Origin of the sequence: Thiocystis violacea, from assembly GCF_016583575.1 — a bacterium.
In the GTDB taxonomy this organism is placed as follows: Bacteria; Pseudomonadota; Gammaproteobacteria; order Chromatiales; family Chromatiaceae; genus Thiocystis; species Thiocystis violacea.
The window spans coordinates 33,848-51,459 of sequence record NZ_NRRG01000016.1 but is presented as its reverse complement, the minus strand read 5'-3'; the positions used below and the strand labels follow the sequence as shown (position 1 = coordinate 51,459).

Here is a 17,612-nt window from a genome sequence, read left to right as displayed (position 1 = left end):
TCAAGGCTCTAGCGCGGCGCCTGATCGGGCGTGGGGCGCGGCTGGTTCTTCTTGTCGCTTGGCTTTCGATCATCGTTGACGCCCCGTTTCGGCGTCAATGTCAGAGATTAAACCCTTTTCGGCCTCGGAGTGCGGACCACATGCGTATGACGGATATCGACCAACTCTTCACGCCGAGCGCCGTCGCCGTCTTCGGCGCGAGCGACAACGAAGGTTCGATCGGTGGCATGGTTTTCCGCAACCTCCTCGCGGGCGGTTACAAGGGCCACTGTTACGCGATCAACCCCAAATACGATCAGGTGGCGGGCGAGCCCTGCTACGGCTCGCTCAACGAGCTGGACCGACAGGTCGATCTCGCCCTGATCGCCGCCCCGGCCGAGTGCGTCCCGGCGATCCTCGATCAATGCGGTGGCTATGGCGTCAAGGCGGCGGTGGTCCATTCCGCCGGCTTTGGCGACCATGGCGAGCGCGGCGCCGCCCTGCAGGAGAAGATGGTCGAGGCGGCCCGACGCAATCGGATCCGGGTGATGGGTCCGAACTGTCTGGGGGTGATGCGGCCGGAACATGGCCTGAACGCCAGCGTGGGTCAGGATCTGCCGCGTCAGGGCAATGTGGCGCTGGTGTCCCAGTCGGGGGCCATCTGTACCGCCATGATCGACTGGTCGGAGCCGCGGCGGGTCGGGTTCTCCGCGGTCGTCTCGCTGGGCGCGGCCGCCGACGTGGATTTCGGCGACATCCTCGACTATCTGGCGCTGGACACTCAAACGCGCTGCATCCTCCTGTACGTCGAGGGCATCCGCAACGCCCGTCATTTCATGAGCGGACTGCGCGCGGCGGCACGGCTCAAACCGGTGATCATCGTCAAGGCGGGGCGGCATCCGGCAGGAACACGCGCCATCAAGTCGCACACCGGCGGTTTCGTCGGATCCGCCGATGTCTTCCGGGCCGTCACCGATCGCGCGGGCGTGGTTCAGGTGTCCAATCTCGACCAGTTGTTCGCCGCCGCTCAGGTGTTCGGTACCCGTCGTCGTCTGACCGGCGATCGCATCGCCATCATCACCAATGGTGGCGGCCCCGGTGTACTGGCGGCCGATCGAACCGTGGAACTGGGGCTGACCCTGGCCCAGTTCAGCGACGCCACCCGTCAGACGCTGGAGCAGGCGCTGCCGGACTACTGGTCGCACGGCAACCCGATCGACATCATCGGCGACGCCCCGCCCGAGCGCTACCGATTGGCGCTCGACGCCTGTCTGGCCGACCCCGAGGTGGACGGGGTGCTCTGTATCCTGGCGCCGCTGGTCTTCGGCGATCCGGTCGCGACCGCCCGGCACGTCATCGAGGCGAGCAAGGACAGCCGCAAGCCGGTGTTGGCCTGCTGGATGGGAGGCAATCGGGTGGCCGAGGCGCAGATCCTGCTCTCCGAGCATGACGTGCCCCATTTCGACAGCCCGGAGGCGGCGGTCGAAGCCTTTTCCTTCCTCGCCATCCATCAGCGCAATCAGAAGCTGCTGATGCAGTCGCCCTCGCCGCTGTCCTACGAGGATCCGCCGGATGTCGAGGGCGCGCGACTCATCATCGAAGGCGTCATGGCCGAGGGACGCAAGGTGCTCGGCACCATCGAGGCCAAGGCGATCCTCTCGGCCTTCCGTATCCCGACCATGCAGGCGGTGCTCAGCCGAACGCCCAACGAGGCCCTGATGGCCGCGCAGGCGCTTGGCTTTCCGGTGGTGATGAAGATCAATTCGCCGGATCTGGAGCACAAGACCGACGTCGACGGGGTCAAGCTGAACATCGACGACGCCCAGTCGGTGCGCCGGACCTTCACCGAGATCATCGATCGCGCCAAGCGTCTGCGCCCCGACGCCCGTCTGGAGGGCATCACCGTCGAGCACATGGTTTCGACCCGCGCGGCGCGCGAGCTGATGATCGGCGTCTTTCGCGACAAGATCTTCGGTCCGGTGATCATCTTTGGCGCCGGCGGCACCAAGGTCGAGGTGCTGGGGGATCGCGCGCTGGGGCTTCCGCCGCTCAACGCCTTCATCATCGAGACCATGATCGATCACACCCGGATCGCGCGGCTCATGGGCGCCTTCCAGCACATGCCGCCGATGAACCGGATGGCCTTGGCGAGAATCCTGCAGCGGGTCTCGGAGATGGTCTGCGAGCTTCCCGAGATCATCGCCATGGACATCAACCCCTTGATCGGAAACGATAAGGAGGTGCTGGCCGTCGACGTTCGGATCAAGGTCGATTATCGCCCGCCCCAACAGCCGACCTATGGCCACATGGCCATCCATCCCTATCCGAGCCAACTGATCGAGCGGGTGCAGTTGCCCGACGGCAAGGATCTGGTGATTCGCCCGATCCGTCCCGAGGACGCCGAGATGGAGCAGGAGTTCGTGCGCGGACTGTCGGAGCAGACCAAGTATTTCCGCTTCATGCAGGCGATCAAGGAACTGACGCCCGAGATGCTGGTGCGTTTCACCCAGATCGACTATGACCGCGAGATGGCCCTGATCGGCGTGGTGGAGGACGGTGGCACCGAGGTCGAGGTCGGCGTGGCTCGCTACATGGCGCGTCCAGGCGGCGAGGCGTGCGAATTCGCCATCGTCGTCTCCGACACCTGGCGCAACCTGGGGATCGGCGCGCGCCTCATGCGCTCGCTGATGCAGAACGCGCGCTTGCGGGGTTTCCGGATCATGGATGGCGAGGTGCTGGCGGCCAATAACCGCATGCTGGCCCTGGTGAAATCGCTCGGCTTCCGCATCGAGAGCGATCCGCAGGACATGGCGATCAAGCTTGTCACCAAGGTGCTTTAAACCATCAATTTTTCCATCAATTTTTTATGGCGTTCGGTCGCTCGCCACCCGTGCCGACGTGTTGTATGGTTTAGGTGCTGTTTGACTGCCGAGGTGCCGCGTCAACAGGCCATTACTCCAGCGTTCGACGGCGAGGTTCATCCATGAGAGCGACAGACGAGCAGGCGCCTGGTCGTATCCGCCGTTTCTGGCGGGGGTTCGTGGGCCAATGGATCGGAACGGTTCCGGATGAGCTTTCCGTGTGCGAGTTCGAATGCCGGAAGCCGGACTGCTCCCTGAAGGATTGGAGGCAGTGTCCGCTTTGGCTTGAGTTCATGGGCCGGAGTCACTCCGAGAGCGATTCGTCCGACCGAAAGGCTGGGTAGAGTTCAGTCGGTTTCCGTCTCCTCGGAAACCGGATGTGGATTCCTCTCCGGCCAATCGGTCGGGCGGGGATCACCCGCGCGGGCGCGGTTGATAGTCGTCCGGGATCAGGATGGTCGGCGTTCGCTGGCTGACGTCCTTGGCGAGGTGGTCGAGCGTGTAATGCAGACCCCGGCTCTCGCGGCGGCGTAGCGCGGATTGGATGATCAGGTCCGCGACCTCCAGCAGGTTGCGCAGTTCGATCAGGTCGTTGCCGACCCGGAAATGGCTGTAGTACTCGATCACCTCCTGTGCCAGCAGGTCGGCGCGGCGCTTGGCCCGGCGCAGTCGCTTGTTGGTGCGCACGATGCCGACGTAATCCCACATGAATCGCCTCAGTTCGTCCCAGTTGTGAGTGACGACCACCTCCTCGTCCGGCTCGGTGACCCGGCTCTCGTCCCAGTGCGGAACCTCCTGAGGATCCGAGGCGTCGGGCATCAGGCGCGCGATGTCCGCCGCCGCCGCCTCGGAATAGACCAGGCACTCCAGCAGTGAATTGCTGGCCATCCGATTCGCCCCATGCAGACCCGTGTAGGCGGTCTCGCCGCTGGCATAGAGACCGGGCAGGTCGGTGCGCGCGTGGCGGTCCACCATGACGCCGCCGCAGGTGTAATGCGCGGCGGGCACGACCGGGATAGGTTCACGGGTGATGTCGATGCCCAACTCCAGGCAGCGTCCGTGAACGGTCGGAAAATGCTCGATGATGAAATCCGCCGGGCGATGCGAGATGTCCAGGTAGACGCACTCGCTGCCGAGCCGCTTCATTTCGTGGTCGATGGCCCTGGCGACCACGTCGCGTGGCGCCAGCTCGGCACGCGGGTCGAAGCGCGGCATGAAGCGCTCGCCATCGGGCAGGAGCAGATGGGCGCCCTCGCCGCGCAGGGCCTCGGTGACCAGGAAGGTGCGTGCCTCCGGATGGTAGAGACAGGTTGGATGGAACTGCATGAACTCCATGTTCGCGACCCGACAGCCGGCCCGCCAGGCCATGGCGATGCCGTCGCCGGTGGAGACGTCGGGGTTGCTGGTGTAGAGATAGACCTTGCTGGCGCCGCCGGTGGCCAGAACCACGAAACGGGCGAGGAAGGTCTCGACCCGCCCGGTGCCGCGGTCGAGGATGTAGGCGCCCAGGCAACGATGATCCTGGCTGTCGGGAAGATGGCGGGAGGTGATGAGATCGACCGCGATATGCTGCTCGTAGAGCGTCACGTTGCGTCGATCGCGGACCTGGGATTCCAGCGTGGTGGCGATCGCTCGACCCGTGGCGTCGGCCGCGTGCACGACCCGTCTATGGCTATGCCCACCTTCGCGGGTCAGATGATAGCCGCCCGCCGATAGCCGTTCCTCGTCACGGGTGAACTCCACGCCCTGGTCGAGCAGCCAGCGGATGTTGTCGGGGCCACGCTCGACAACGAAGCGCACGACCTCGCGGTCGCACAGACCGGCGCCGGCCTTGAGGGTATCCTGGACATGGGATTCGATGGAATCCCTGGCGTCCAGCACCGCGGAGATACCGCCCTGGGCATAGACCGTGCTGCCTTCGATCAGCTCCCGCTTGGATACGACGCCCACGGAGAGGTCGTCGCCCAGCCTCAGGGCGAGACTCAGGCCGGCGGCGCCGCTGCCTAGGATCAGCACATCATGGCGGTGACAGGTGTCTGGCATGGATTGGTCCTTGAATGCAGGTTGAGGGTTCGGTCGGGCGGAGATGACGGCTGGTGGTGAGATCGGCCGCCATTCACTGTAAGCTCGTCGATTTGGCGACCTGGATCAAGAGTCCGTGCCTTACGTTGGAAAATCCCGGCCACGCGCGATCACGGCCACGAACTTCCCATTCGGTGAATTGTCCATGCCAACGGAACCGATGGCTTTCAAGCCAGAGGCTGTGCCTCGATGACCGAGCGCCATGCCGATCAAGAACTGGTGGCGCGCGCTCAGTCCGGGGACAAGCGTGCCTTCGATCTTCTGGTGCTCAAATACCAGCAGAAGGTGTCCAGTTTGATCTCCAGATATCTCCGGGATTCGAGCGAGGTCATGGACGTGACCCAGGAGGCCTTCATCAAGGCCTATCGGGCCTTGCCGGGGTTTCGGGGCGAGAGCGCCTTTTATACCTGGCTCTATCGGATCGCCGTGAACACCGTCAAGAACCATCTGGTCGCCCAGGGGCGTCGACCGCCCGGCGACGACATCGAGGCGGAGGTGGCGGAGCAGATGGATTGGGGTGGGCGTCTGCGCGAGAACGGAACCCCGGAGCGCCATCTGCTGAGCGACGAGATCGCCACCACGGTGCAGCACGCGCTCGACGAACTGCCCGAGGATCTGCGCACCGCCATCGTGCTGAGGGAACTCGAGGGGATGAGCTACGAGGAGATCGCGACGGCCATGAGTTGCCCCATCGGGACCGTCAGATCGCGGATCTTTCGTGCGCGGGAGGCTATCGACAAACGGCTCAGGCCACTCCTGGAGGGCTGAGAGCCCATGCGGAAGGAGGCGATCGAACCAAGAGACAGGTTTCGTGAATCCTTAGACGGTCGAGCCGTGATCCAGGCTGGCGTGCTCGCGTCTCGACTCGATTCCCGAACCCATGACCCAGACCAAATCAGCTCAGGCGTGAAACGATGACCGACGAGCACAGACAGCGACTTTCGGATTTACAGGACGGCGAACTCGCTTCGGCGGGTGCCTCGGATGTGTTGAACGCCATCGCGAGGGAACCCGAGCTGCGCGAGACCTGGGAACGTTACAACCTGATCGGCCACGCGATCCGCGGCGAGGCGATCGATCCAGCCTGCCGGGTGGTCGCCGACCGGGTGCGCCTGGCGCTGGTCTCGGAGCCGACCATCCTGGCCCCGCGTCGCCTGGTGCGGTCGCGGCGCCAACAGGTGCGGCGTCTCGCCGGGCTGGCCCTGGTTGCGTCGGTGGCCTTCGTCGTCTTTCTCGCCATGCCCACCCTCCTGCCCGATCCGGCGGCGGCTCCAGGGCCTGGATCGGCGGCCCCCCGCCTGGTCGAGCGTGAGTCCATTCCGATGCGCCGCTGGCACATGGAACGTCCTGAACTGGCGAGCAAGCTCGATCTCTACCTGGTGACCCATCAGGCCACGGCCCCCGCGACCGGGGCCAATGGAATGCTGCCCTATGCGACGCTCGTCGGTTATGAATCCTTCCGTTAGCTGGCGCGCGGCGTCGCGTGGTCTGGTCTTGCTGCTCTGCGGTTTGGGGTTCATTCAATGCGTCGCGGCGAGGGAGGTCCGGCCCGAGGAGGCCGGCGTCGAGGGTGACGCGATGCGCCAGGCGGGCGTGCTGCTCGCCCGGATGGCCGAGGCGGTACGCTCCCTCAGCTACGAGGGAACCCTGGTGTATCTCCATCAGAACCGCCTGGAAACCCTGAGTCTCGATCACCGGGTCGAGCAGGGGCAGGTGGAGGAGCGTCTGATCTCGCTCAGTGGTCCGATCCGCGCCGTGGCGCGCGCCAAGGATCGCGTCATGTGCGTGCTTCCGGACGGCCATCCGATCTCGGTCGAGCGCGCGGGCGGGTCGCGGTTCCTGGATACGGAGGGCATCGACCCCGACGCGCTCGACGAGCACTACCGCGTGGAAATGCTCGGTAGCGCGCGTATCGCGGGTCGGGAGACGGAGGTCGTGGGCATCATTCCCAAGGACGATCTGCGCTACGGCTATCGGTTTCACATCGACCGCGATAGCGCGCTGCCTCTCAAGTCCGACCTCATCGACCGCGATCAGGAACCGCTCGAGCAGTTGATGTTCACCTCCATCAGTCTCCAGCCCTCCGAGGGGCCGGTGCCGGAGATGGCGGGGCCGTCGATGCGTGGCGCGCCAGCGACCAGTTCGACCAGCCAGTGGCGATTCGACGCCGCGCCGGCCGGATTCAAGCTGGTCATGCAGCACGAGATGAAGCAGCCGGACGGCTCGATCATCGAGCATTTTCTCTTCACCGACCGCCTCTCCTCCTATTCGGTCTACATCGAGCCTGGGGTGGAGGATGGGCTCGATGGGGTCGCCAACATCGGCGCGGTCCATGCCGCCGGGCGTAAGCTGGATGGGCATCGGGTCATCGCGGTTGGCGAGGTTCCGCTGGAAACGGTGCGGGCGGCGATCGCGGGGGCTTATCGGGTGGCCGCGTCGGACCGGGGCAAGCCCTGAGACCATGATCGAGGAAGAGGGGCGCGTCATCGCCGTGGTTGGCCGCTACGCTCGGATCGAGGCCCAGCGAAGCCGCGCCTGTGGTCACTGCGAGGTCAAGGGCGCCTGCGGAACCTCGCTGCTGGAGCGCTTCTTCGGTCAGCGTCCGGTCGAGCTGCTGGCCTTGAACGCGATCGGCGCCCAGGTGGGTGACCGGGTCGCGGTGGGCATCAGCGAGCAGGGTCTGCTGCGGGCCGCCGTGGCGGCCTATCTGGTTCCCATCCTGGCCCTGATCGCGGGCGCCCTGATCGGCGAGACGCTGGGAGGCCCCTGGGCCGAGGCGGCGAGTCTGCTGGGCGCCCTGCTCGGGCTGGTTCTGGCATTCTGGTGGCTAGGTGGCTACAGTGTTGTATCGGCGCCTTTGCCCGGACGTCAGCCCCTGGTCCTGAGGCGTCTACCATCCACTTCGATCGCCGTCCCTGGCCCCGAATCGCGAGGCGAGGCCGGCGATTCGCACTCATAAAGTCGGCATTCATCCGGAGCCTTCATGCGACCCACATCCAGACTGTCGCTCGCCCTGACCGCCTTGCTTTGTTGCGCGCTGGCGCCAGGCCTGGCCCTCGCCCGCGAACTCCCCGATTTCACCGCGCTGGTCGCCGATAACGGACCCGCCGTGGTCAATATCAGCACCAAGCAATCGGCATCCGCCTCCCAGCGCTTGCGTGACATCCCGATCCCGGAACTGCCGGAGGGCAGTCCGCTCGAGGATTTCTTCCAGCACTTCTTTGGCGAGGATGGCCAGGTGCCGGACGACACCTTCCAGTCCCGCTCGCTCGGCTCGGGCTTCTTCGTCTCGCCCGATGGCTATGTGCTGACCAACTCGCATGTCGTCGAGGGGGCGGATGAGATCGTCGTTCGAGCCAGCGATCGCCGGGAGTTCGTCGCCAAGCTGATCGGGACCGATAAGCGCAGCGACATCGCCCTGCTCAAGGTCGAGGGCGAGGGACTGCCGGCCGCCAGGATCGGCTCGGGGAAGGATCTCGCGGTGGGTGAATGGGTGCTGGCCATCGGTTCGCCGTTCGGCTTCGAGGCCTCGGCGACGGCGGGCATCGTGAGCGCCAAGGGACGCAGTCTGCCGACCGAGAACTACGTGCCCTTCATCCAGACGGACGTGGCGATCAATCCGGGTAACTCGGGTGGTCCGCTGTTCAATCTGCAAGGCGAGGTCGTGGGCGTCAACAGCCAGATCTACAGTCGCACCGGGGGCTTCATGGGGCTGTCCTTCGCCATCCCGATCGAAGTGGCCATGGACGTCGTCAATCAGCTCAAGACCACCGGCCGTGTCAGCCGGGGCTGGCTCGGCGTTCTGATCCAGGACGTGACCCGCGAGTTGGCCGAGTCCTTCGGCATGTCTCAGCCCAGGGGCGCCCTGGTGGCTCAGGTGTTGCCGGACAGCCCGGCCGCGGCGGCCGACCTGCGTCCGGGGGACGTGATTCTGTCCTACAACGGACGGGAGGTTCTGACCTCCAGCACCCTGCCGCCCCTGGTCGGTGAGACCCCCGTGGGGGCGAGCGCGGATCTGGAGGTTCTGCGTCGCGGCGAGCGGGTCGCGCTGACCGTCAGGATCGAGGAACTGCCTGAGGAGGAGGCTGTCGCGGGCGGTCCGGCGCCAACCGACAAACAGCCCGCGAACCAGCTTGGTCTCGTGGCGCGGGATCTGACGCCCGAACTGCGTCAGCAACTCGGGGTGGAACAGGGCGGCGTGCTAGTCGAGGCCATTGACCCCGGTCCGGCCGATGACGGCGGCCTGAACGCGGGTGATGTGATCCTGATGCTCGACAACCAGTCCGTCGGCAACCTGGACGACTTCAACCGAATCCTGGCGGCCATCGAACCTGGGCGTCCGATCGCCGTGCTGGTTCAGCGCGGCGATAGCCGGATGTTCTACGCACTCAGGATTCCCAAGTCCTGATTCGGGAGCCCGTCCGCCGGCGCGGGCTTTCGCGAGGACATCCCGGCGGCCATCCTCCAGGTACGCCGGGGTGTCGCTCTCTGTTATGATTAGCGGCTGTTTCTTCCGTGCCGCTCACGCGTGGATGATCAGGTCCGGCTCCGACGCGCGCCTGCCGTCAATCGAGTCTGGCCTGATGCATTGGATGCATGCCCACGATCACCTGCTTCCCCACTGGCCTTCCCTGGGTTATCGATGACCGACCTCAGTCATATCCGTAATTTCTCGATCATCGCTCATATCGACCATGGCAAGTCGACCATCGCCGATCGCTTCATTCAGATCAGCGGCGCCTTGACCGCGCGCGAGATGTCCAGCCAGGTGCTCGACTCCATGGATCTGGAGCGCGAGCGCGGGATCACCATCAAGGCCCAGAGCGTGACCCTGGATTTCAAGGCGCGCGACGGCGAGATCTACCAGCTCAACTTCATCGACACGCCGGGGCATGTGGACTTCTCCTACGAGGTGTCGCGTTCCCTGGCGGCCTGCGAGGGCGCGCTGCTGGTGGTGGACGCCGCCCAGGGGGTCGAGGCGCAGAGCGTCGCCAACTGCTATACCGCCATCGAGCAGGGACTGGAGGTACTGCCGGTCCTCAACAAGATCGATCTGCCCTCGGCCGAGCCGGAGCGGGTGATCAAGGAAATCGAGGAAATCATCGGTCTGGAGGCCCAGGATGCCCTGCGGGTCAGCGCCAAGACCGGCGAGGGGATCCCGGATCTGCTGCAGGCGCTGGTGGAGCGGATTCCACCGCCGAAAGGCGATGTCGCCGCGCCCTTGCAGGCCCTGATCATCGACTCCTGGTTCGATCCCTACGTGGGCGTGGTCTCGCTGGTGCGGGTGATGAACGGCGAGATGCGCCGGCGCGAGAAGGTGCTGATGATGTCCACCGGACGCACTCATCAGGTCGACAATGTCGGGGTCTTCACGCCGAAGAAGACCGAGCGCGACTGTCTGAGGGCGGGCGAGGTCGGTTACATGATCGCCGGTATCAAGGAGATCGACGGCGCGCCCGTGGGCGACACCATCACCTTGCCGGATCGTCCCGCGGCCAAGCTCCCGGGTTTCAAGGAGATGCGCCCGCGCGTCTTCGCCGGACTCTACACGGTCGTCTCGGACGACTACGAGGATCTGCGCGATGCGCTCGGCAAGCTGCGGCTCAATGACGCGGCGCTGCAATACGAGCCCGAGGTCTCGCAGGCGCTCGGTTTCGGGTTCCGTTGCGGCTTTCTCGGCATGCTGCACATGGAGATCATCCAGGAGCGATTGGAGCGTGAGTACGATCTCGATCTCATCACTACCGCGCCGACCGTGGTCTACGAGGTGCTGCGCAGCGACGGCGAACTCATCAAGATCGACAACCCCGCCGACCTGCCCGAGCCGGGCCGCATCGGCGAGGTGCGCGAGCCCATCATCGAGGCGCATATCCTCACCCCCCAGGATTATCTCGGGTCGGTCATCAATCTTTGCATCGAGAAGCGCGGCGTCCAGAAACAGATCCAGTATCTGGGTGGACAGGTCCAGGTGACCTACGAACTGCCGTTGAGCGAGGTGGTGCTGGACTTCTTCGATCGGCTCAAGTCGTGCAGCCGGGGATTCGCCTCCTTCGAGTATGAGTTCAAGCGCTTTCAGGCCGCCGATCTGGTCAAGCTGGATATCCTCATCAATGGGGATAAAGTCGATTCGCTGTCCTTCATCGTCCATCGCTCGCTGTCCCAGAATCGCGGACGCGACGTGACCGAGCGCATGAAGGATCTGATCCCGCGCCAGATGTTCGAGGTCGCCATCCAGGCCGCGATCGGCACCAAGGTCATCGCCCGCACCACCGTCAAGCCGCTGCGCAAGAACGTGACCGCCAAGTGCTATGGCGGAGACGCGACCCGCAAGCGCAAGCTGCTGGAAAAGCAGAAAGAGGGCAAGAAACGGATGAAGCAGGTCGGCAAGGTGGAGATCCCGCAGGAGGCCTTCCTTGCCGTGCTCCAGACCGGCAAGGATAATTGACGTTCACCCCTGGATAGAGCCACTTAGCCCAAGATGACATTCGATTTCCCCGCCTTTCTCGTGTTGGCGTCCGTCCTGACCGGCGGTATCTGGCTGGTCGACGCGCTCCTGTTCGCGCCAAGGCGCCGTCGTCTGGTGGTGGCCTCCGGCGGCACGGTCGCGGAAGGCCGGTCGCTCGACCGGGAGCCGCTGCTGGTCGAATACGCGCGCTCCTTCTTCCCGGTCATTTTCGCCGTGCTGGTGCTTCGCTCCTTCCTGGTGGAGCCGTTCCGCATCCCGTCCAACTCCATGATGCCGACCCTTTTGACGGGTGATTTCATCCTCGTCAATAAGTTCGCCTATGGTCTGAGGCTGCCGGTGCTCAACGCCAAGGTCGTCGACATCGGCGACCCCGCGCATGGCGATGTCGTGGTCTTCAAGTTTCCGCTGGATCCGACGACCGACTACATCAAACGGGTGATCGGCCTGCCGGGCGACGAGATCGCCTATCGCAACAAAACGGTGTTCGTCAACGGCGAGCCGATCGGACAAATGCCCATCGGCGACTACAGAGGCGTGGGCTCCGGCAAGGAAATGACCGGCGCGCGCGAGGCGCTGGAGAGTCTCGATGGGGTCGAGCATCATATCCTCACCCGACCGACGGCCCCCGACCTGCCTTTTGGCTGTCAGGTGCTCGCCTTTGGTCCGGTGGAGATCCCCGAGGGTCATTACTTCGTGATGGGCGACAATCGGGACAACAGCAATGACAGCCGTTGCTGGGGCTTCGTACCCGAGGAGAACCTGGTCGGCAAGGCGTTCGCGATCTGGATGCACTGGGATGGAAAGCGCGATGGGTTTCCGATCGCCTGGTCGCGTCTCTGGGGTGGGATCGAATAACTTGGAGGCTTGCGTATGTCCATGAAGACGGCTGGATACGGCTCGCGTCAGCGCGGGATGGGGTTTCTGGGTTTCATTACCCTCATCGCGCTGGCGGCGTTCTTCGTCACCATCCTGCTCAAGGTGGGTCCGCTTTATTCCAACTTCTGGACGGTTCGCACCCTCATGGAAGAGACCGCCAGGCAGAGCAGCCAGATCGATGGGGGCGCGCGTGGGATTACCGCGAATATCGATAAGCGGCTCAATATCAACAGCGTCAACAACGTGACTGGAAAGGACTTCGTCATCAAGAAGATAGACGAAGGCACCTATCAGGTGACCCTGGATTACGAGGAGCGCGTGCACCTCTTTTTCAATGTCGACGCGGTCGCGGCCTTCCATCACCAGGTCGAAGTCAAGCTCTAGTGAACGCCGATCCGCGAAGACTCGCCCAGTCCCTCGGCCATGCCTTCGCCAGGGAAGATCTCCTGACCCAGGCGCTCACGCATCGCAGCGCCGGCCCGATCAACAATGAGCGACTGGAGTTCCTCGGTGATGCCCTGATCGGTTTCATCATCGCGGAGGCGCTCTGGGAACGCTTTCCCACGGCGGACGAAGGCTCGCTCAGTCGCATGCGGGCCTCGCTGGTGAAGCGCGAATCCCTGGCCAAACTGGCCCGTGGCCTCAAGCTCGGCGATGCGCTGCGTCTGGGCGCGGGCGAACTGCGTACCGGTGGTCACGCGCGCGATTCGATCCTCGCGGATGGGCTGGAGGCGGTGCTGGGCGCCGTGTACCTGGATGGCGGGTTCGCGGCGACGCGCGAGGTGGTGCTCGGACTGTTCGCCGATCGTCTCGATCAGACCGATGCCGAGCGTGCCGGCAAGGATCCCAAGACCCGTTTGCAGGAGCGTCTACAGGCGCGCAAGCGGCCCCTGCCGGAATATCTCGTGCTTTCCATCGATGGCGATCAGCACGATCAAACCTTTACCGTGAGCTGCCTGCTTCAGGATGCCGACTTGAGTGTCCAGGGCACGGGCACCAGTCGGCGCCGTGCCGAGCAGGCGGCCGCCGAACTGATGTTGGAGCAGATGCGAGATGGTTGATCGGATCCCCGGCCACTGCGGCTACGTGGCGATCGTTGGGCGGCCCAATGTCGGCAAGTCGACGCTATTGAATCGTCTGCTGGGCCAGAAGCTGGCCATTACCTCCCACAAGGCGCAGACCACCCGTCACTCGATCCTCGGCATCAAGACCCTGCCCGAGGGGCAGATTCTTTTCGTCGATACGCCCGGCATCCACGAGCGCGGCGCCAATGCGCTGAATCGCTACCTGAATCGTGCCGCGCGCTCCACGATCGCTGATACCAACCTGGCCCTGTTGGTGGTCGAGGCCCAGCGCTGGACCGATGAGGACGCCAAGGCGTTGCAGATCGTCGCCGAGGCCGGAGTTCCGGCGATCGCGGTGGTCAACAAGGTCGACCGGGTCGAGAACAAGCAGGCCCTGCTCCCCTATCTTCAGGCCCTCTCCCAACGACATCCATTCCTGCAACTGATCCCGATCTCGGCGGCGAAGGGGGATCAGGTCGAGGTGCTCGAACGCGCGGTGGTGCAGGCCCTGCCCGAGGGCGAGCCGCTCTTTCCGGAAGACCAGATCACCGATCGCTCGGAACGTTTCTTCGCCGCCGAACTGGTGCGCGAGCAATTGATGCAGCGCTATGGCCAGGAACTGCCCTATCGCACCACGGTCGAGATCGAACGCTTCGAGATGTCCGAGGGGCGTTACATCATCCATGCCCTGATCTGGGTCGAGCGTTCGAGTCAGAAGGGGATCATCATCGGCAAGCAGGGCGAGGCGCTCAAGGCCGTCGCCACCCAGGCCCGACTGGAAATGCAGAAACTCTTCGATTGCGCGGTGCACCTGGAGGTCTGGGTCAAGGTCAAGAAGAGCTGGTCGAGCGACGAGGCGGCGATCGCGACGCTCGGTTATCGCGAGGACCGCTGAGCCGGCTGGGATCGATCCCGTGCCGCGCCAAGACCGGCTGTTCCTGGCCTTCGTGCTCCATCGTCGCGACTACGGCAACACCAGTCTGCTACTCGACATCCTCGGGAGCGGGCAAGGGCGCTTCCCGGCCATCGCCAAGGGCGCTCGGCGTCCGCGTCAGCCGGCCAGTGCCCTGCTGCAACCCTTTCAGCCGCTCTGGCTCGCGGTGGCCGGACGCGGCGAGGTTCGCACCCTGACTCGGGTCGAGGGGGCCGGGCCGCCGATTCCGCTCCAGGGGCGCGCCCTGCTCGGTGGCTTCTACCTGAACGAACTGCTGCTGCGCCTCCTGGGTCGCCATGACCCGCAGGATCCGCTCTTCGCCTTTTATCAATCGGCGCTGTCGCGATTGGCCGAGGACGCGGACCTGGAGACGCGGCTGCGTCAGTTCGAGTTGCGCCTCCTCGATGAACTTGGCTACGGCGTGAGGCTGGATCAGGTGGCCGAGGACGGAGCGCCGGTGCTGGCGGATCGGCTCTATACCTACGAGCGGGAGCACGGGGTGCGTCATGCCTCGGAGCGGGCCGCCGGACCAAGGCTGTCCGGCGCCACCCTGCTGGCCCTGACCAATGGCGAGCGGCTCGCCGACGGGCAGAGGCGCGAGGCGCGGGTGCTGCTGCGCGAAATCCTGGCGCCGCATCTGGGCGCACGGCCGCTCAAGAGCCGTGAGCTCTACCAGCGCTGGTTCGGTTCCGGCGCGATCGCGGAATCACCCCAGCGGCGAGATCCAACGACAGCCCGTCCCGTCGATTCCGAGGAACCCTGTTAATCCGGTCCATGCGTAGCCAGGCGGCGCGAGCCTTCCGATGGGCTCCAGCGGCCGGGCTTGCGCGATTCAAGAGGAGTCAGCCCATGTCGCACGACCCTGAACATTCCTCCGAGCGGTTGCTCGGCGTCAACATCGATCACGTCGCGACCATCCGTCAGGCGCGCGGAACCCGCTATCCCGAGCCGATCCAGGCGGCCCTGATCGCCGAGCAGGCCGGGGCGGACGCCATCACGCTGCATCTGCGCGAGGACCGGCGTCACATCCAGGATCGCGATGTGGAGATGTTGCGCGACATTCTGCAAACACGCATGAATCTGGAGATGGCCGCGACGCCCGGGATGGGTGACATCGCCTGCCGGATCCGGCCGGCCGATTGCTGTCTGGTGCCGGAACGGCGCGAGGAGCTGACGACCGAGGGCGGCCTGGACGTGGTGGCCCGTCGCGATGAGCTGAAGGATTTCTGCGCTCGCCTGGCCGAGGCCGGGACGCGGGTCTCGCTGTTCATCGACGCGGATCCGGCCCAGATCGAAGCGGCCTGCTTCGTGGGGGCGCCGGTGGTCGAGATCCATACCGGGCATTACGCCGATGCCAGGGGGTCGGTCGAGCGCTCGGAGAGCCTGGCGCGGATCCGCGCGGCGGTAGAACTGGGCCAGTCGCTCGGTCTGCACGTCAACGCCGGTCACGGGCTCGACTACCACAACGTCAAGGCGATCGCGGCGATTCCTGGCGTGCGCGAGCTCAATATCGGTCACGCCATCATCGCGAGGGCGATCTTCTCCGGATTGGATCGCGCGGTCCGGGATATGAAGCGACTCATCAACGGTCTCGAATGACGCGGCTGGTCAGGGGTAGCGGGTCGCCGCTAGACTGTGCGGCCTTGATCCCCGGTCCACTCTTGCGATGCGAAGGCCGCCATGTCCACTGATACCCTGATCCTCATTCTCGCCATCGATCGCGGCGCGGGCCCCGACGTGCTGACTCAGCAAAGGACCAAGGCCGCGATTCCCTTCGGAGGCAAGTACCGGGCCATCGACTTCAGCCTGGCGAATTGTCTGCACTCCGGCCTGCGTCAGGTTCTGGTGCTGACCCAGTACAGGAGTCATTCGCTCCAGAAACACCTGCGCGATGGCTGGTCGATCTTCAATCCGGAGTTGGGCGAGTTCATCACCCCGCTGCCGCCGCAGATGCGCTACCGCAAGGAATGGTATGCCGGACCCTTCGACGCGATCCGCCAGAACCGTTATCTGATCGAACGCAATCGCGCGCGCCAGATCCTGGTGCTCGATGGCGGCGCGGTCTATCGGATGGACTATGCCGAGCTGGTGCGCGCGCATCTCGAATCCCAGGCCCAGGTCACGGTGGCGGTGCGGGCGACCCAGGGTCCGGGGTCCGGGACTCAGGCCAGGGTCAGGGTCGACGCCTCCGATCGGATTCTGGAGCTGTCCAGCCCAGGGGCGGGCGATCTCGACCCGTCCGACTCGGACGCGACCGAGGCGCTCCAGGCCATGGGCGTCTATCTGTTCGACAAACGCTTCCTGTTGAGCGAGCTCGACCGCATCGAGCGCGGCCCCGTTCCGGATGCCGATCTGGCCATGGACATCATCGCGCCCGTGACGGACTCGCAGCCGGTTCGCGCCTATCGCTTCGGCCAGGCGCGCGGACGGGTGACGCCGGATCGCTACTGGTGCGATCTGGCGAGCATCGATGCCTATTACCAGGCGAACATGGGGCTGCTGCTCGCCGAGCCCCCGATCGATCTCTATCAGTCGGACTGGAATATCCACACCTATCAGGGTCAGCATCCCCCGGCGCGCACCGTGCCCGGTCCCAGGAGCGGCAACGAGGGCGTGTTCGTCAATTCCATGCTGGCCGCCGGCACGGTGATCAGCGGTGGCGGCGTCAATCACTCGATTCTCTTCCCGCGCGTGCGCATCAACGATGGCGCGATCGTCGAAGCCTCGATCCTCTTCGATGGTGTCGAGGTGGGCGAGGGCGCCCATCTGCGCAACTGCATCATCGAAAAGGACATCGCGATCCCGCCGGGGGAACGGATCGGTTTCGACCGGAGACGGGATCAGGAGCGTTTCACGGTTTCTCCGGAGGGGGTTGTCGTGGTGGCTGGTCCGGAGAGGCTGTCGGAGCGCCTCGCGTGATCGAAGTCGGGCGTGGCGTAGTGGACGAGGCTGAGATGGACTTTCCCGACGTGCCCTTGTTGTTCGGCCGTTTTCTCGTTCTCGGCGGCTTCCTCACGGAGGCCGATATCACCGGGGCGATCCGGGTTCAGCGTGACTTGAGTGCCACGGCCATGTTCGTGCTCGTTGAGCAGGGCCTGTTTTCCCTCGAAGAGATCGAACGCCTGCGCGCCTGTCAGCGCGACGCGATGGTCACCTTGCGCGAGGCGGCGCGAAGGCTGCGTCTCCCGGCGAGCGGAGACCTTGACGCGGCGCTGGACCTGGTCGCCAGACAACACGCGCGCTTGGGCGAGGTCTTGGTCAAGCAAGGCAAGATCACCCGTGAGACACTCGCCGCCGCGCTGGAGCAGCACCAACGGCACCAGGATCTTCGCGGCTTCTAGGCGTCGAGA

At 64.9% G+C, this 17,612-nt stretch carries 16 protein-coding genes; 15 read left to right on the top strand and 1 reads right to left on the bottom strand.

Going from position 1 to position 17,612, the window contains the following annotated elements:
• Positions 1–140 precede the first annotated feature (140 nt).
• Positions 141–2,819, top strand: coding sequence for a bifunctional acetate--CoA ligase family protein/GNAT family N-acetyltransferase (locus CKO27_RS09980; RefSeq protein WP_200374738.1), 2,679 nt, complete (start codon positions 141–143; stop codon positions 2,817–2,819).
• A gap of 435 nt (positions 2,820–3,254) precedes the next feature.
• On the opposite strand, the gene nadB is transcribed toward CKO27_RS09980, so the two are convergent.
• Positions 3,255–4,883, bottom strand: a complete 1,629-nt coding sequence (nadB, locus tag CKO27_RS09975) for an L-aspartate oxidase (RefSeq protein WP_200374737.1) — start codon at positions 4,881–4,883, stop codon at positions 3,255–3,257.
• A gap of 228 nt (positions 4,884–5,111) precedes the next feature.
• Here nadB and rpoE point away from each other — a divergent pair, with 228 nt between their 5' ends.
• The 14 genes from rpoE (at position 5,112) to CKO27_RS09905 (ending at position 17,603) form a co-directional block, all read left to right on the top strand.
• Entirely contained in the window at positions 5,112–5,690 is a 579-nt protein-coding gene (gene rpoE / locus CKO27_RS09970; RefSeq protein WP_200374736.1) for an RNA polymerase sigma factor RpoE, read from the top strand.
• A gap of 146 nt (positions 5,691–5,836) precedes the next feature.
• On the top strand, positions 5,837–6,388 hold the full coding sequence (locus CKO27_RS09965) for a sigma-E factor negative regulatory protein (protein WP_200374735.1): 552 nt from the start codon (positions 5,837–5,839) through the stop codon (positions 6,386–6,388).
• Complete coding sequence (locus CKO27_RS09960; RefSeq protein WP_200374734.1) at positions 6,372–7,379, top strand: MucB/RseB C-terminal domain-containing protein; 1,008 nt, start codon at positions 6,372–6,374, stop codon at positions 7,377–7,379. Before CKO27_RS09965 ends, CKO27_RS09960 begins: the two co-directional genes overlap by 17 nt.
• Positions 7,380–7,383: 4 nt before the next feature.
• Positions 7,384–7,881, top strand: a complete 498-nt coding sequence (locus CKO27_RS09955) for a SoxR reducing system RseC family protein (RefSeq protein ID WP_200374733.1) — start codon at positions 7,384–7,386, stop codon at positions 7,879–7,881.
• Between the two features lie 24 nt (positions 7,882–7,905).
• A complete protein-coding gene (locus CKO27_RS09950; RefSeq protein ID WP_200374732.1) occupies positions 7,906–9,330 on the top strand; it encodes a DegQ family serine endoprotease in 1,425 nt (474 codons plus the stop codon).
• A 234-nt stretch (positions 9,331–9,564) separates the two neighbouring features.
• Positions 9,565–11,367 carry a translation elongation factor 4 gene (lepA, locus tag CKO27_RS09945; RefSeq protein WP_200374731.1) on the top strand — a complete coding sequence of 601 codons (1,803 nt, stop codon included), beginning with the start codon at positions 9,565–9,567 and terminating at the stop codon, positions 11,365–11,367.
• 33 nt (positions 11,368–11,400) lie between these two features.
• Positions 11,401–12,243 (top strand): signal peptidase I, encoded by an 843-nt coding sequence (lepB, locus tag CKO27_RS09940; RefSeq protein ID WP_200374730.1) that lies wholly within the window; start codon positions 11,401–11,403, stop codon positions 12,241–12,243.
• A 15-nt stretch (positions 12,244–12,258) separates the two neighbouring features.
• Positions 12,259–12,648: a DUF4845 domain-containing protein gene (locus CKO27_RS09935; protein ID WP_200374729.1), complete on the top strand. Its 390-nt coding sequence runs from the start codon at positions 12,259–12,261 to the stop codon at positions 12,646–12,648.
• Positions 12,648–13,325, top strand: coding sequence for a ribonuclease III (gene rnc / locus CKO27_RS09930; protein ID WP_200374728.1), 678 nt, complete (start codon positions 12,648–12,650; stop codon positions 13,323–13,325). Before CKO27_RS09935 ends, rnc begins: the two co-directional genes overlap by 1 nt.
• Positions 13,318–14,223, top strand: coding sequence for a GTPase Era (gene era / locus CKO27_RS09925; RefSeq protein WP_200374727.1), 906 nt, complete (start codon positions 13,318–13,320; stop codon positions 14,221–14,223). The genes rnc and era overlap by 8 nt, the downstream gene beginning before the upstream one ends.
• A 19-nt stretch (positions 14,224–14,242) precedes the next feature.
• Positions 14,243–15,028 carry a DNA repair protein RecO gene (recO, locus tag CKO27_RS09920; protein ID WP_200374726.1) on the top strand — a complete coding sequence of 262 codons (786 nt, stop codon included), beginning with the start codon at positions 14,243–14,245 and terminating at the stop codon, positions 15,026–15,028.
• 83 nt (positions 15,029–15,111) lie between these two features.
• A complete protein-coding gene (gene pdxJ, locus CKO27_RS09915; protein ID WP_200374725.1) occupies positions 15,112–15,861 on the top strand; it encodes a pyridoxine 5'-phosphate synthase in 750 nt (249 codons plus the stop codon).
• 81 nt (positions 15,862–15,942) lie between these two features.
• The gene (locus CKO27_RS09910; RefSeq protein ID WP_200374724.1) at positions 15,943–17,181 is read left to right on the top strand and encodes a GlgC family sugar phosphate nucleotidyltransferase; all 1,239 of its coding nucleotides are present in this window, start codon (positions 15,943–15,945) and stop codon (positions 17,179–17,181) included.
• Entirely contained in the window at positions 17,178–17,603 is a 426-nt protein-coding gene (locus CKO27_RS09905; RefSeq protein WP_207280730.1) for a hypothetical protein, read from the top strand. Before CKO27_RS09910 ends, CKO27_RS09905 begins: the two co-directional genes overlap by 4 nt.
• The last annotated feature ends 9 nt before the right edge of the window (positions 17,604–17,612 follow it).